This window comes from Duganella radicis, from assembly GCF_009720825.1.
In the GTDB taxonomy this organism is placed as follows: Bacteria; Pseudomonadota; Gammaproteobacteria; order Burkholderiales; family Burkholderiaceae_D; genus Rugamonas; species Rugamonas radicis.
The window spans coordinates 1-15,710 of the sequence record NZ_WNKY01000073.1; the positions used below are offsets into that span (position 1 = coordinate 1).

Below are 15,710 nucleotides of genomic sequence, written 5' to 3' on the forward strand. Positions count from 1 at the left end.
CAACCGCGGCAGTCGCTGGCGCGGTCGCGGCCGGCGCAGCGCCACCGGTCGCGGCGCCAGCACCGGCGGCGGTCTGCTCGCCTTGCGGCGGCACCGAAATCAGCGGCACGTTCGGCTGCTGCAAGGTGCTCGCGGCAGAAGCTTCCTGGCCCTGCTTGACCAGCGTGGTTTCAATCGCCGGCGCTTCCGCCGTCTTCACTTCTTCCTTGCGTTCGAACAGCGAGGCCGGAATCAGGCCGCTCTGGTAAGCGTAAGCGCCCGCCGCGCCCACCACCACCACGACCGCCAGGCCAACCAGCCAACCGGCCGGCGCCGACGACGAACGTCCCGTCATCGACGGGAAGCGCGACTCCGAGAACGAAGCCGCCAAGTCCTTGCGCGGCGCAACGACGACCTCGGGGCTGATCGGCTGCGCTGCATCTATCATCGCGACCAGCGGGGCCGCATCCATCTTCAACACCTTGGCGTAAGCGCGCACAAAGCCGCGCGTGACCGCCATATTCGGCAAGGCAGCGTAATCGCCGGCCTCCAATGCCTTCACCTGACGCACCGCCAGTTTCAGCTGGTCCGCAATCTGTTCAACCGTCCAACCCATCGCTTCGCGCTGGGCGGCCAGCAATGCTCCGGGTGTAGCCTTGCCAGTGTTGCCCTGCTCTTGCGGCGGTTCTGCCCACTCAGAATTCATTGGTACCCCTGTTTCACTCATCAAACGCCCCACGTTGATAAGCAGCATATTCGGCCGAACCGGCGTGGTGGCGACGCAATTGCGTCCCCCAACCAGCTTCCGCGTCCTTATCGCCCAGCTTATGCTGCACCTTAATCGCGAGCCACAGCACATCGGCCGTCAGGCTCTCCATCTTTGCCACCTTGTTCAAACGGGATACAAAGAAATTGGCGCGCACATAATCGCCCTTTTCAAAATACACCCGCGCCAGATTGGCGTTGGTGGCCGGCAGGTCGGGCGTCAACTGCAAGGCTTGCAGCAGATAACGCTCCGCGCTGGCGTAATCCTTGATCTTCAATGCGCACGAACCGGCGTTGTTCGCGGCACTGGCAGGCGAACGGTAACTCCGGTTGGTCAGGGCCGCATCAAACAGCGGCAACGCTTCCTTCACGCGGCCTTGCTGGCACAGGAAGGAACCGTAGTTGTTGGCCAGGTCCGGGCTGTTCGGCGCCAGCTTGCGGGCGCGGACGAAATTGTCCTCCGCCAGCGCGGTTTCGCCCATCTGCTGGTAAATCAGACCGCGCATGCCGTAGCCGTCGGCGTAGTTCGGATCGGCCGCCAGCGCCAGCTTCACCTCGTCCAGCGCCACCGCGTACTGGCCTTGTTCGAAATAGCCGATCGCCAGCTGCATGCGGATGTCCACCTTGCGCTGGATCGCGGTCTGGTCCGAGGCCGTGGTCAGTTCGGCCTTGCCGCTTTTGCCCGGCTGGGCGCCCGGCGAGGCGCAACCGGCCAGCGCCCCTGCCACGCAAAGCGCGACGAGACTGAGCCGGCTACGCTGCGCCAGGAAGGTCATCAGGAACGGATCTCCACGATCTTGCCGAAGTTGGCGCCGAACTTGTTCTGGTATTCGGCCATTTTCTCCATGCGCTGCTGAACCTTGGTGCGGTCCTGCACTTCGCCGGCCAGCTGGCCGCAGGCGGCGTCGATATCGTCGCCGCGCGTCTTGCGGATGGTGGTGACGATGCCGGCATCCAGCAGCACCTGCGCGAAGGCCTTGATGCGCGGGTTCTTCGAACGCAGCAGCCCCGATTCCGGGAAGGGGTTGAACGGAATCAGGTTGAATTTGCAGTTCACGCCGAACTCGGGGTGCTGCACCAGCGCCACCAGTTCGCGCGCATGTTCGTCGGTGTCATTGACGCCGTCGAGCATGCAGTACTCGAAGGTGATGAAGTCGCGCGGCGCGAATTCCAGGTAGCGCTTGCAGGCGGCCATCAGCTCTTTGAGCGGGTATTTCTTGTTCAGCGGGATCAGGCCGTTGCGTAGCTCGTCGTTGGAGGCGTGCAGCGAGACGGCCAAGGCCACCGGCACTTCCTGCGACAGCTTGTCCATCATCGGCACCACGCCCGAGGTGGACAGGGTCACGCGGCGGCGCGACAGGCCGTAGGCGTTATCGTCCAACATCATCTTCAGCGCGGTGGCGGTCGGCTCGAAGTTGAGCAGCGGCTCGCCCATGCCCATCATCACCACGTTGGTGATCTGGCGCTCGCCTTTCGGGCCCGGTTCGATGCCCTTGGTGCGGCGCAGTTCAAATTCGGCCATCCACAGCTGGCCGATGATTTCGCCCACGGTCAGGTTGCGGCTGAAGCCTTGCTTGCCGGTCGAGCAGAAACGGCAGTTGACGGCGCAACCGGCCTGGGTCGAGATGCACAGCGTGCCGCGGTTCTCCTCCGGGATGTACACGGTTTCCACGGCGTTGCCATTGCCGACGTCGACCAGCCACTTGCGGGTGCCGTCGGACGAGGTATGGTCGCTGATGATCTGCGGCGCCACGATCTGGGCGCGGGTTTTCAGTTTGTCGCGCAGCGACTTGGCCAGATCCGTCATGCTGTCGAAGTCCGACGCACCGAATTGATGAATCCAGCGTTGCAGTTGCTTGGCGCGGAACGGTTTCTCTCCCAACTCGGCGCAGTAGGCGATGAGTTGCGCGGGATCGAAATCCAGCAAGTTGGTCAGAGGAGCGTTCATAGTTTGGTTCAAAACAGTACTAATCATTTATCCCGTTTCCGCACCGCGGCGCGGAAACGGAATCCTTACAAATTACTTACCGAAGAAGTAAGCGATTTCAACAGCGGCGGCTTCAACAGCGTCCGAGCCGTGAACGGCGTTGGCGTCGATCGAGTCAGCGAAGTCGGCGCGGATGGTGCCTTTTTCTGCTTTCTTAGGATCGGTAGCGCCCATCAGTTCGCGGTTTTTCAGGACGGCGTTTTCGCCTTCCAGGGCCTGGATCATGACTGGGCCGGAAACCATGAAGTCCACCAGGTCTTTGAAGAAACCGCGCTCTTTGTGCGCAGCGTAGAAGCCTTCAGCTTCTTCACGGGTCAGTTGCTTCATTTGAGCGGCAACGATCTTCAGGCCAGCTTCTTCGAAGCGGGTGTAGATTTTGCCGATCACGTTTTTTGCAACTGCGTCTGGTTTGATGATCGACAGGGTGCGTTCGATTGCCATTTGAAAAACTCCAATAAAAAGAAAGGTTTAAAACAAGAATTGATAATCCAATCAACCTTTGATTTTACCATAGAACACCCCATATTCCGAATAACGGAGGTGGATAAGCTTGCTCCACAGGCAATTAAAGCCGTTTAAGTCCGGATTAAGTGCATTTTTGGCATGTTTTTGCGTATTTTGGACGCAGCGTGCTATGCTTTTAGCAAGCGGTAACTTTTACTCTGTACTGGAGGCACTCTATGATCAACATGCAAAAAACCTACGATCTGGCGGAAAGCCGCCGATTGGTGCAGCACAACGTGCTGCGCAATACCTACTGGCTGCTGGCCCTGTCGATGGTTCCGACCGTATTCGGCGCGGCCCTCGGCGTGTCGCTGCACCTGCCACTGGGCGGTGGTTTGATGGCGTTGCTGTTCCTGGCGGTGGCCTTCGGCTTCATCTGGGGCATCGAGAAGAACAAGGATTCCGGCGTGGGCGTGGCCCTGCTGCTGGGCTTCACCTTCTTCATGGGCCTGATGCTGACGCCTCTGCTGTCGCGCATCCTGGGCTTCTCCAATGGCGGCTTCCTGATCATGACCGCGTTCGGCGGTACGGCGGCGGTGTTTGCGACGCTGGCGTCGGTGGCCACCGTGTCCAAGCGTGACTTCTCGGGCATGGGCACCTGGCTGTTCGCAGGCGTGATCATTCTGCTGCTGGCATCGGTGGCGAACATCTTCCTGCACATCCCGGCGCTGGCGATCGTGATCTCGGTGGTGGCGATTGCCATCTTCTCGGCCTACATCCTGTATGACGTGCAGCAGATCGTCAACGGCGGCGAGACCAACTACATCCGCGCCACCCTGGCCCTGTACCTGGACGTGTACAACATCTTCACCAGCCTGCTGAATCTGCTGGGCATCTTCGGCGGCGACCGCGACTAAGCGGTCAGCTCTGCCACAAAAGCCGGCTCGCTGCCGGCTTTTTTTATTTGACGGGAATTTCATGCGCCGCCTTCTTGCCCTGCTTGCGCTGCTCAGTTCATGCGCTTTCGCCCAGGTCGATCTGAATGTCGCCACCTACAATCTGCGCCTGGACACGTCCAAGGACGGCAAAAACGCATGGCCGGCCCGCCGCGACGCCGTGCGCGCGCTGGTGCGCTACCACGGCTTCGACGTGTGGGGGACGCAGGAAGGGCTGGCCAACCAGTTGGCCGATCTGGATGCGCTGAACGAATATGCGCGCGTGGGCGCGGGCCGCGACGACGGCAGGCAGGCCGGTGAGCATGCGGCCATTTTTTACCGGCGCGACCGCTTTGCGCTGGAAGATCACGGCGATTTCTGGCTCAGCGCCACGCCCGACCAGCCAAGTATCGGCTGGGACGCACGCTGCTGCAAGCGCATCGCGACCTGGGTTCGTTTGCGCGAACAGCCCAGCGGCCGGAAGTTTGTGGTGCTGAACGCCCACTTCGATCACGAAGGCGTGGTGGCGCGGCGCGAATCCGCACGCCTGCTGGTGGCACGCGGCCGGGTGCTGGCCGGCGAGCTGCCGCTGATCGTGATGGGAGACTTCAACAGCACACCCGATAGTGAGGCGGTTGCCATCGTCGGCGCCGCGCTGCGCGACGCCCGCGCCATCAGCCAGACGCCCGCCTACGGTCCGCTGGCGACGTTCAACGGCTTCGACGTCGGCACGCCTGCGCATGAGCGGATCGATTACATCTTCCTTAGTCCACAATGGCAAGTGCTGCGCCACGCCGTGCTGACCGATTCGGTCGATGCACGCTATCCCTCCGACCACTTCCCTGTCGTGGCACGCGTGCGCCTGCCTCAGTGATTGCCGCCCCGGACCTGGAAGCGGGTGGCGGCGATGGTTTTGGCATCGGCGTCGATCAGGGCTAGCTGGTGCTGGCCGGGCGTGGGCCGCCAGGCGTAGTCGGTGCTGGCCTGCCCCAGCGCTTCGCCGTCCAGCTGCCAGCGCAATCCCTGCCCGCCCTGGGCCAGGAAGAAGACGCGCTGCGTGGCGTCCGGAATATCCGGGTCGAGCGCGAGGATGGTGGCGTCGCCGGGATACAGGATTTTCGGCGCGCGGCGTTCGTCTCTGACCAGTGCGATGACCGGGCTTTCGGTGCCGGCGATGAACCATTCGCTGCGCGCCGGCTCCAGCTCCGGTTGATACGCCACCTGCCGCCGCACCACGCCGGCCGGCGTTTTGGGCGCGCGGCTGCTCTGGCTGCGGTGCAGGTAGTCCATCACGTCGCGCCACACCGGCGCGGCGCCGGTGACGCCGGAGACGTCCCACATCGGCTCGCCGTTGAAATTCCCCACCCAGACGCCGACCGTGTATTTGTCCGAATAGCCGATGCACCAGTTGTCGCGCATGTCCTTGCTGGTGCCGGTTTTGACGGCGGCCCAGAAAGTGGTGGCCAGCTCGTTCTTCAAGCCGAAGGTGAGGCTGCGCGCGGCGCGGTCGGCCAGGATATCGCTGACGATGAAGGCGGCGCGCGCGTCCAGCAAGCGGCGCGGCGCCGTACCGACGCTGGCGTCGCTGCCGCCGCGCGGCGCCAGCGTGACCGGGCCGTACATGCCGCCGTTGGCCAGCGCGCGATACGCATTGGTCAGTTCCAGCAAGGACACCTCGGCGGAACCCAGCGCCAGCGAATAGCCGTAGTACTCCGCCGGTTGCGTCAGACTGCTGATGCCCACCTCGCGCAGGCGTTCGTGGAAGCGCTCCATCCCGGTCATCATCAGGGTGCGCACCGCCGGCACATTGAGCGAGCTGGCAAGGCTGGTGCGCACGCTGACAAAACCTTTGTACCCCTTGTCGTAATTCTGCGGGGCGTACATGCCGGACGGCGTGGCGATGTCGATCGCGCTGTCGTCCATCAGCGAGGCCGCCGTGATCTGCTTGCGCTCCAGCGCCAGCTCGTACAGGAAGGGCTTGAGCGTGGAGCCGGCCTGGCGCAGCGCCGCTACGCCATCCACGTCGGCGCCGCCGGCGTTGCCGACGTAAGCCAGGATTTCGCCGCTGGCGTTATCCAGCACGATCACCGCGCCATCATTCACATTGCGGCCATTCAGCGCCGCCAGCTGCTGGCGCAGCACCGTTTGCGCTTGGCGCTGCAAGCCCGCATCCAGCGTACTGCGCACCGCCTGCCCGCTGCGCGTGAGCAGTTGCCGGGCAACCTGCGGCGCGGGCGGCAAACCGCTGGCCAACTGCGGCCGGTTCCACGCGACGATGATGCGCAGCTGGATTTCGCTGCACGTCGACGGCAATTGCAACTCGTGCGCCAGCGCACAGGCGCGCTGCCACACCACCTTCTGCCCCGCCGACGGCCCGCGCAGCAAGCTGGCAAGGATCACCGACTCGCTCAGGTCCAGTCCCGACGGCGCCTTGCCGAACATGCCGCGTGCCGCCGCGCCCACGCCTTGCAGCTCGCCCCGGTACGACACCATGTTCAGATAGGCTTCCATGATCTGCTGCTTGGTCCATTCCGCGTCCAGCTCGCGCGCGGCTTTCACCTGATCCCATTTCTGCGACCAGCTGCGGCCCCTGGCCACCGGCTGCAAGGCGGGATCGAGCAACGCCGCCAACTGCATGGTGATGGTCGAGGCGCCACGGGGGCGATTGCGGAACAAGTTATCCCACGCCGCCTTGGCGGCCGCGCTCCAGTCCACGCCATTGTGTTCGTAGAAGCGCTGATCCTCGGCTTGCAGCACCGCCGCCGGCAACGCGGGGGAAATGTCGCCCAGTGCCACCCACGGCAAGCGCCGCACCGCCATGTCGATGCGCAGCGACTGAATCGGTTCGCCGTGCCGGTCCAGCAGGTCCGCATCCGACGAGCGGTACGCGGCGCGCACCTCGTCAAACTTCGGCACGGCGTGGGCGGCGGCGCTGGCCAGCGCCAACACGATGGTGGCGGCGATCAGCTTCATTTCACGGTCATGGCTGCGTTGGGCGATGCGCCGAACATTTCGGGGCTGTACATGGCTTCCACCCGGGTTGGCGGCAGGTTGAACTGGCCTGGATTATTCAGGCGCACGGTGTACTCCACGCTCCATTTGCCTTTCGGGACAAAGGCGTAGAACGCGCGATAGCCTTCAAAGGTACGCTCCTGGAATGCCGGGTCCACCCAGCCGGTGGCGCGCTCGCCGCTGGTGGAGATTTTCGAGTCGCCACCCAGGCCGGAGCCCAGCACGGTGGCGCTGGCCGGGATCGGGTCGTCCACCACCACCCACGTCATGTCCGACTGTGCTTCCAGATCCAGATGCACGCGGTAGGTATCGCCACGCTGCCACATGCCTCTGGTCTTCTGCTCCAGTGGCGTGATGGTTTTGGCGATTTTGTAGCCGCTCGACAGCGGTGTCCTGAGCGGCACGGCCGACAAGGTTTGCACCGTGGCCCACGGCTTGCCGGCGCCGGTGTGCTCCAGTTCCAGTTGGCCGCTGCCGCCGCGCGGCCATGGCAGCATCGCTGTGCCGCCAGGCGGCTCGCCGCCAAAGGCGATGCTCTTGCTGGCGTTGGCCAGCGTGGCGCCGGCCGTGCCGCTGACCTTCTCGCTTTCGAGCAGGCGAGAGAATTTATCCATGCCCAGGACGCCCCACGCGTTGGCGACGGTGGTGCCCCAGCGGCCTTTCTTCTGACGTCCCAGCGCGCCGCGCGCGAGGCGGCCGATGTCGTCCTTCCATGCCGGGTTGTCGGCCATGGCCAGCAGCAGGCGGTTGGCATTGCTGTCGGCCGAGGACATCAGCCACCACCAGTCGTCGGTGCGCTCGGTGGAGAAGGTCATGGTGGTGCCTTGCAGGTTGAGGCGCGAGCGCAGGATCTGGTCCGCCTCCTTCAGACGCTGCGCCTGCTGCGGCAGTCCGGGCGAGCGTTGCAGGATCTGGTACCAGTCGATGACGGCGGACGTCGGCCACAGGTTGGGCTGCACGGTGAAGGATTCCAGTTCGCTGGCGTTGACCGGTTTGGAGCGCGACAGGGCTTCCAGTGCGGCGATCTTGCGCACCGCCAGATCGGCGGTAGGCAGGGACGAGTAGCGGACTACTTTGCCTTGCACGAAGGCCAGCAGTGCGGATTCCATGCGGCCTTTCAGCGCGTCCGGGATGGTGTAACCGGCTTCGTTGGCGGCGGAGAGGACGTAGGCGGTCAGCGTGTCGCTGCCCAGGTCCATTTGCGAGAAGTATTTGACCAGGCCATCGGCGTCCAGATAGGTCGGCAGTTTTTCCACCGCCGCGTTCCACATCGCTTCGTCGTGCAATGCGATCGAGCGCGATGTCACTTGCTCGAAGCAGCGATATGGGTATTGCAGCATGTAGTCGCGCACACCGGGCAGCTCGCCGCCCAGTTTGGAGCTGAATTGCACTTGCACGCCGCCGCGCCCGGGCACCGCATCATCCGGCAGTTTGACAGCCATGCTTTGCTTGCGGTCCAGTTGCAGCAAGGTAGCCTGCATGACGGTGACCGGGACCGCCGGCACGATTTTCTGCGTGATCTTGATGCGATCGGTCGATGCCGGACCGCCGCCCTCCACCGCCGCGCTCACGTCCCACGCCAGCGTGGTGGCGGATAGCGGGACTTGTACGTCCCAGCCCACCTCGCGCGCCTGGCCCGGTTCCAGCGTGACCGACTGCGGCGCCAGCTGCTTGCCGCCAGCGTTCGCGTTCAACGAGGCCTTGACTGGGGCGTCGGTGGTGTTGCGGAGCGTGAAGGCGGCGCGGAAGCGGTCGCCCTCGCGCACCAGCGACGGCAGGCCGGATAACAGGATCAGATCCTGCGAGCTGCGCACCTCCGTGCGGCCGGTGCCGAACAAATCCGCCTCGGCGCTGGCCACCGCCACAATCCGGAACGCCGTCAGCGAATCATTGATCGGTACTTGCACCGTCGCCTCGCCGTTCGCATCCAGCGTGACGCGCGCTTTCCAGAACAGCAGCGTGTCGAACAGCTCCCGTCCCGCGCCCTTGCCGCCGCCCCCACCTGCCGGCACCGCCTTGCGGCCGAAATGGCGCTTGCCGACCACCTGCATCTGCGCGGTGGCCGTGGTGACTTGCAGGTTACGCTGGCCCATCATGGCCTCCAGTAGATCCCAACTGGTGTTCGGCATCAGCTCCAGCAGCCCGACATCGACCGCCGCCAGCGCCACCTCGGCGCCAGCCGGCGGCGCCGAGCCATCGGGACGCGTGACCTTCACCGCCACCGAGGCCTTATCGCGCACCTTGTAAACCTCCTTATCAGCCTTGACCTGCACCTTGAGTTCATTGGCCGACCAGCCCACCCGCAACGGCGCGATACCCAGCTTGTAGGCCGGCTTGCCCAGATCGACCAGCGCCGTCGGCTGCACACCATTCACCCGCCCGCGCACCACCAGCGCCGAGACGTAGACATTCGGCGCATACTGCTTCTTCACTGGAATCGAGAACACCGGCTCACTGCCGCTAAGGGGACGCACATACGTGTCGATCACGCCTTCGCGCTCCACCGTAATCAGCGCGGTGGCTTCGCGGAACGGCATGCGCACCTGGAAGCTGGCGGTGTCGCTTGGCTCGTAGCGTTTTTTCTCCGGCAGCAGATCGATGCGGTCGTTGTCGGTGGCGGCGAACCACCAGTCGGCGCCGTCGGCCACCCACGTTTCGCGCCTGGTGACGGCGACACGCTGCTGGGCATCCTGCGTTTTGGCGCGCAGGATCAGGTTGCCCGATGCGGGTGCCTTGATCTGGCAGATCAGCAGACCCTTGCCATCGGTCTTGCCTTCGCAAGCCGCGCCCAGCGCTTTGACCTCACTGCTGTTTTCATATGAATAGAAGCCACCGATCAAACGGCGGCGATGCGAGTAAGTCTGACGCTGGAAAATATCCACCGCCACCGGCGCATCGGTCACCGGTTTGCCTTGCAGGTCCAGCACCGCCACCGTGAACTTCAATGCGTCCTTGCTGGCCACCCAGCCGTCAGGCTGAATGCCGATCACGTAACTCGACGGCCACAAAGGAATGCGCGTGGCGGCGGACAGCGTTTCGCCGTTAGCGTCCTGATAGGTCATCTCGGCCATGATTTCGTGCGGGGTTTGCACGGCGGGCAGCTGGTCCAGCGTGACGCGCGCGCCGCCCGCCTTGTCCAGCGTCAGGCTGCGGGTGCGCACGGCGCCGGCTGCTGCTGCATCCTCCTCGCCTTCGAACATCCCTTCGTCATCATCAAAGCTGCCGCCGCGCTGCTCGACGCCGACCTTGACATCGCCGGCGCTGAAACTGAAATCGGCGTAGTCTTCAAAGCTGATGCTCTTGTCCTGCACCACGGTGCGCAGCTGCACCGGCGCGTCGCCCGCGCCGCCGCCGGACAGATAGTTCAACTGCACGTCCAGATCCACCGACGACGCCTGCACCGCCGGCGCTTTCGGTCCTTGCAGCAGCGCCTTCATGGTCGGCACGCGGAATTGCTCGACACGGAAGCGGCCCGCCCCGCGCCCACCTATCATCAATTCATACCAGCCTTGCTTGGCGTCGGCCGGAATCGGCCAGGTGTTTTCGGCCGAGCCGTTGGCGTTCCACTTCAACGGCAGCTCATACTGCTGGCCACTGCCCTCGTGGATGATGAACATGCTGGCCGGCTGTTCCTTGGCCGCGCGCACCAGCCCCTGCTCCACGTGGCGGCGCAGGAAGTGCTTCATGTGCACCGTCTCGCCGGCGCGCAGCAGCGTGCGGTCGAACACGGTCGACGCGATCACATTGTCGGCGCCGTGGTAGCCGGTCGGCAGATTGAAGCGCCAGCTTTCGATGCCGCGATTCCAGTCGGACAGCGTGAACGTCATGTCGCCGCCCAGGCGCGCGCTGATGAAGAAGCGCTGATCGTCCTTTTGCACCAACTCCTGGCGGATGTGCGCCAGACCGCCGCTGTCGGTCATGCCTTGCCACAGCAGCTTGCCCTTGTAGTCGCGTACCGCCACCTGCGCCTGCGCCACCGGCTGGCCTTTATCCAGCGACGTCACCCACACCAGCGACGATTCCGCGCCATGCTTGAAGTGCGCCACCATATTGGTCACCAGCGCGGCGCTGCTCACATAGGCCGGTCCTTTGCCCAGCGCCAGTCCCGCACCCAGCTTGGGGCTCGCCAGCTCCACCACATAAAACCCGGGTTTGCGCAGCGGGATGCCGACCACTTCAAACGCCTTGCCGCCGCCCGGCTTGGGCATGGTGAAGCGTTCCAGCTTGCCGGCCTTGGCGTCCAGCAGCGGCTTGGTCATCTTGTCCGCGTACAGTTCCTGCGGCTCCCAGCTGTAGCTGCTGCCCATGCGCTTGAGCCATGCGATCACTTGCTGGTCCTGCTGATCGGACGACGACGCGGCATCGTTCACGCGCAGCGCGGCGCCATCGACCCTGGTGCCGGCCAGCGCCGCTTCGACATTGCGCACGGTGACCGGCAGCAGCTTGTCGCCCCTGGCCTCGATGATGCCGAAGCGCGCCGGGAATTTGACCAGCGGCGGTTGCGCGTCGGTGCGGATCGCCATCGGGAAGCGCGACTGATTGACCAGCGTGCGGCCGGCATCGTCCTTCACACCGGCCGGCAGCGACACGATCAACCTGGCACTTTCCGGGAACGGGCCTTTAAAAGTCAGCCACTCCAGGTATTCGCTCTTTTCCTCTTCCTTATCCAACTGCGGCTTGAAGGCCTTGCCGCCCGGCCCCGCGATCTTGACGGCCAGCGCGTCGGCGCGCTTGACCGGGGCACTGAACTGCACATGCATCGGCAGGAACGGTACGCAGCCGGCATCGGCTTTCAGCCTTTCGCAGGTGAAGCGGGCCGTGAAATCAGGCCGCGTCTTGTAGGCCAGCGCCTGATCTTCGCTGGTGGCGATGCCGCTGTCGGCCTTGATGCCCGCGCCCCACACCAGCGACACTTCGGTCGCCGCAGGCAGGCTGCGTTTGCATTGCAGGACCGCCAGCGGCAAGCGCTCCAGCTTCCTGTTGTTGAGCGAGGTGGTGGCGCGCCACACCACGCCGCGCGCCTTGAAGTACAGCGACAGATAACGCTCGGTGAAGGATTTGCGCAGATCCAGCACCTGCTGGCGTTCCGCACCTTGCAGCACGCGCACGGGAATCCGTTCGTTGATGCCGTCGGCGCGGCACCACGCATGGGCGGCCACGGTTTCATCGCTGGCCGGCGCGTCGAGGCCCAGCACGAAAATCTGCTGTTCATCGACATAGCTGGAGCCCTCGCGCGGCACGGCCTCCACCACCGCCGGGCCGCCGGTATCAAAGCTGAACTGGCGCGTGCCGTTGAGCGGCTTGCCATTCAAATCCTTGATGTCGTCCTTGAGCGTGAAGCGGCAGGCCACGCCGGCCGGCAGGTCGCGCACAAAATCGTAGCTCCAGTTCTGGCCATCGATCCAGCGGCCCCGGCCCGTTTCCGGACAATCGATGTTGAATGGATCGCCCAGCCGCATATCGCCCAGCGGGACCATTTTCCCATCAAAGCGCGCCGCCACCTGGCGCACGCCCTTGACGGTGCCGGTTGGCGAAAATGAAGTGACGGAAGTGTCGGCCAGAACGGCCAGCGGCAGGCCGCAGAAAGCGGCCATCGCGATGAGACGGGACAGGAGGCGCATGCCAACTCCAGGCGCTGATAATGATCAGCTCAGTGTTGCGCACGCCTCCTGCAAAGTCAATAACATTAGAAGAAAAACACCACGCCCTGGATGGCGGCCTACGCCGGCATGACCGGTTGCAGATCGAACACCGCCATCGATTCGACGTGCGAGGTGTGCGGGAACATGTTGACCACGCCGGCTTTATCCAGCTTGTAGCCGGCCAGGTTGACCAGCACGTTGGCGTCGCGCGCCAGCGTCGACGGGCTGCACGAGACGTAGACGATGCGCTTCGGCAGCAATTCCGGATTGGTCTTGCGCAGTTCGCCCAGCGCCAGCGACAAGGCCATGGCGCCATCGCGCGGCGGGTCGATCAGCATGCGGTCGAATTTGCCAAGGTCGATCAGATCCTGCGGCGTCACTTCGAACAGGTTGCGGTTGTAGAAGGTGGTCTTCTTGTCCAGGCCGTTGGCCTTGGCGTTGCTCAGCGAGCGATCGGTCAGCGCCTGGCTGCCTTCGATGCCGACCACTTCGCGCGCCAGCGTCGCCAGCGGCAGGGTGAAGTTGCCCAGGCCGCAGAACAGGTCGGCCACGCGGTCTTCCGGCTGCACCTCCAGCAGGCGCAGCGCCTTGTGCACCAGCACGCGGTTGATGTGGTGGTTCACCTGGGTGAAGTCGACCGGCTTGAACGGCATGCGCACGCCGAATTCCGGCAGCAGGTAATGCAGCTGAGGGCCCAGCGGGTAGAACGGCTCGGCGGTTTCCGGGCCTTTGGTCTGCAACCAGAACTGCACCTTGTACTGGTCGGCGAAGGCCTTGATCCTGGTTTCGTCGTCGGCGGTCAGCGTGTCCATGATGCGCAGCACCAGCACGGTGACGTCTTCGCCGATCGCCAGCTCGATCTGCGGGATCTGGTTGTACAGCGACAGCGAACCGACCAGCGCGCGCAGCGGCATCATCATGTCCGAGACGTGCTTGGGCAAAATCTGGCAGCTCTGGATGTCGGCCACGAAGATCGATTTCTTTTCCTTGAAGCCGACCAGCACCGTGCCCTTCTTTTCCACCCAGCGCACCGACAGGCGCGCGCGGTAGCGATAGCCCCAGGTCGGGCCATACATCGGGCGCATGATGTTGTCGGCCGTGACTTTGCCGATGTGCCACAGGTTATCCTCCAGCACACGCTGCTTGATCGCCACCTGCGCGCTCGGCTCGATGTGCTGCATGGAGCAGCCTCCGCAGTAGTCGAAATGCTCGCACTTGGGCTTCACGCGCATCGACGATTCGCGGTGCAGCGCGGTCATCCTGGCCGCTTCCCAGTTTTTCTTTTTCTTGAAGGTCTCGAAGCTGACGCGCTCGCCCGGCAGGGCGCCTTCCACGAACACCACTTTGCCCGGCGTGCCGTCTTCATTGTCCTGCATGTGGCCGACGCCACGGGCGTCCATGTCGAGCGATTTGATGTCGATGGTATTTTCTTGCATAGCGTTCAATATTGGAAAAAGAATGGCGCGGCCGGCCCGCGTGCAGGGGCGACATGATACCAGAACAGGGAGGGACTACAGCAGGGAATCGCGCACCACGCCGCGCGCGGCCATGGCACGCTTGAGCTTGACCAGCGCTTCCTGCTGGATCTGGCGCACCCGCTCGCGCGTGACGCCCATCTCCTCGGCCAGGGTTTCCAGCGTGGCCGGGTCGTCATTATCAAGGCCGAAACGGCGCATGATGACGATGCGCTGCTTGTCCGGCAGCTTGGTCAGCCAGTCGCGCACCAGCACCGTCATTTCATGGTGCTCGGCGCGGGCGTCGGGACTGTCCTCGCTGTCGCCGGGCAGCATGTCCATCAGCGAGGATTGGGGATCGTTGTCCAGCGGCGCGTCGAGCGAGGTGGCGTGCTCGGACAGGGCCAGGATGTCCTGCACCTCCTCCACCGGCCGGCCGACCAGCTCGGCGATGTCCTCGGCGGTGGCGTCCTTGCCGTTGTGGTGCTGGGCTTCGAGGTGGTATTTGCCGCGCAGGATCTGGTTCAGCTCGCGCACCATGTGCACCGGCAGGCGCACCGTGCGCGCCTGGTTCATGATGGCGCGCTCGATGCTCTGGCGTATCCACCAGGTGGCGTAGGTCGAAAAACGGAAGCCGCGCTCGGGCTCGAACTTGTCGATGGCGCGCATCAGGCCGATGTTGCCCTCTTCGATCATGTCCAGCAGCACCACGCCACGGTTGATGTAGTGCTTGGCGATCGACACCACCAGCCGCAGGTTGTGCTCGATCATGGTCTGGCGGGCGCTGAAGTCGCCGGCCTTGGCCAGGGTGGCGTAGTGGACTTCCTGCTGCGCGGTCAGCAGCGGACGGGTGCCGATCTGGTTGAGGTAGTGCTGGGTGGTGTCGGTGGACAGCTCGGCCGCCAGCACCTTCTTGAGTTCGTCGACGCTTTCCAGGACCGCGCCGGCCTCCGGCAAATCGCCCTCATCCGCAGCATCGATGGCGCCATCATCATTCCCCTCGTCCCGGAAATCGTCCGGGAGCGCGTCGTCGTCCAGTTGATCGTGCGGGGTAGATGTCATGGCTCTGCTAACGGTTAGGCAGGAATCGGGACGGGTCCACCGGTTTGCCCTGCTGCCTTATCTCAAAGTGCAGCTTGACGGAGTCGGTATCGGAATCGCCCATTTCCGCAATCATTTGTCCCTTGGTCACGCTCTGCCCTTCCTTGACCAGGATGGCCCGGTTGTGTGCGTAAGCCGACAACAAATTATTACTGTGCTTCACAATAACGAGATTACCATATCCGCGGATGCCGCTGCCGGCATACATCACTTTTCCTGCGCCGGCAGCCACGACTTGCTGGCCCGCCTTGCCGGCGATATCCACGCCCTTGTTCTTGCCTTCGTCGAAAGTGGCGATGACTTTGCCGTCGGCCGGCCAGATCCAGCTCAGGTTGGCGTCGTCGGCGGCCAGCGCCGGCGCGGCCGGGGCGGCGGGCGCCGAGGCGGCCGG

At 64.1% G+C, this 15,710-nt stretch carries 11 protein-coding genes; 2 read left to right on the plus strand and 9 right to left on the minus strand.

Annotated features, from left to right (window positions below; translation table 11 throughout):
• From GM676_RS30185 to ndk, 4 genes are all read right to left on the minus strand, one after another.
• Positions 1 to 685: helix-turn-helix domain-containing protein (locus GM676_RS30185; protein WP_155468248.1), on the minus strand; the 685-nt coding region annotated here is incomplete at its 3' end.
• A 13-nt stretch (positions 686 to 698) separates the two neighbouring features.
• Positions 699 to 1,520, minus strand: coding sequence for a type IV pilus biogenesis/stability protein PilW (pilW, locus tag GM676_RS30190; protein WP_155468250.1), 822 nt, complete (start codon positions 1,518 to 1,520; stop codon positions 699 to 701).
• Positions 1,520 to 2,692: a dual-specificity RNA methyltransferase RlmN gene (gene rlmN, locus GM676_RS30195; protein ID WP_155468252.1), complete on the minus strand. Its 1,173-nt coding sequence runs from the start codon at positions 2,690 to 2,692 to the stop codon at positions 1,520 to 1,522. Before rlmN ends, pilW begins: the two co-directional genes overlap by 1 nt.
• 72 nt (positions 2,693 to 2,764) lie before the next feature.
• On the minus strand, positions 2,765 to 3,172 hold the full coding sequence (ndk, locus tag GM676_RS30200; protein WP_155468254.1) for a nucleoside-diphosphate kinase: 408 nt from the start codon (positions 3,170 to 3,172) through the stop codon (positions 2,765 to 2,767).
• 239 nt (positions 3,173 to 3,411) lie between these two features.
• Here ndk and GM676_RS30205 point away from each other — a divergent pair, with 239 nt between their 5' ends.
• Together GM676_RS30205 and GM676_RS30210 are read left to right on the plus strand one after the other, a co-directional pair.
• Positions 3,412 to 4,092: a Bax inhibitor-1/YccA family protein gene (locus GM676_RS30205; RefSeq protein WP_155468256.1), complete on the plus strand. Its 681-nt coding sequence runs from the start codon at positions 3,412 to 3,414 to the stop codon at positions 4,090 to 4,092.
• A 61-nt stretch (positions 4,093 to 4,153) separates the two neighbouring features.
• Positions 4,154 to 4,984 (plus strand): endonuclease/exonuclease/phosphatase family protein, encoded by an 831-nt coding sequence (locus tag GM676_RS30210; protein ID WP_155468258.1) that lies wholly within the window; start codon positions 4,154 to 4,156, stop codon positions 4,982 to 4,984.
• Here the strand turns inward: GM676_RS30210 and pbpC are convergent.
• The 5 genes from pbpC to GM676_RS30235 form a co-directional block, all read right to left on the minus strand.
• On the minus strand, positions 4,978 to 7,083 hold the full coding sequence (gene pbpC, locus GM676_RS30215; RefSeq protein WP_155468260.1) for a penicillin-binding protein 1C: 2,106 nt from the start codon (positions 7,081 to 7,083) through the stop codon (positions 4,978 to 4,980). The genes GM676_RS30210 and pbpC overlap by 7 nt on opposite strands.
• Complete coding sequence (locus GM676_RS30220) at positions 7,080 to 12,743, minus strand: alpha-2-macroglobulin family protein (RefSeq protein ID WP_155468262.1); 5,664 nt, start codon at positions 12,741 to 12,743, stop codon at positions 7,080 to 7,082. The genes pbpC and GM676_RS30220 overlap by 4 nt, the downstream gene beginning before the upstream one ends.
• Positions 12,744 to 12,841: 98 nt before the next feature.
• Positions 12,842 to 14,200, minus strand: coding sequence for a 23S rRNA (uracil(1939)-C(5))-methyltransferase RlmD (gene rlmD / locus GM676_RS30225; RefSeq protein WP_155468264.1), 1,359 nt, complete (start codon positions 14,198 to 14,200; stop codon positions 12,842 to 12,844).
• A 75-nt stretch (positions 14,201 to 14,275) separates the two neighbouring features.
• Positions 14,276 to 15,280 (minus strand): RNA polymerase sigma factor RpoS, encoded by a 1,005-nt coding sequence (rpoS, locus tag GM676_RS30230; protein WP_155468266.1) that lies wholly within the window; start codon positions 15,278 to 15,280, stop codon positions 14,276 to 14,278.
• Between the two features lie 7 nt (positions 15,281 to 15,287).
• A partial coding sequence (locus GM676_RS30235) for a peptidoglycan DD-metalloendopeptidase family protein (protein WP_155468268.1) occupies positions 15,288 to 15,710 on the minus strand: 423 nt, incomplete at its 5' end.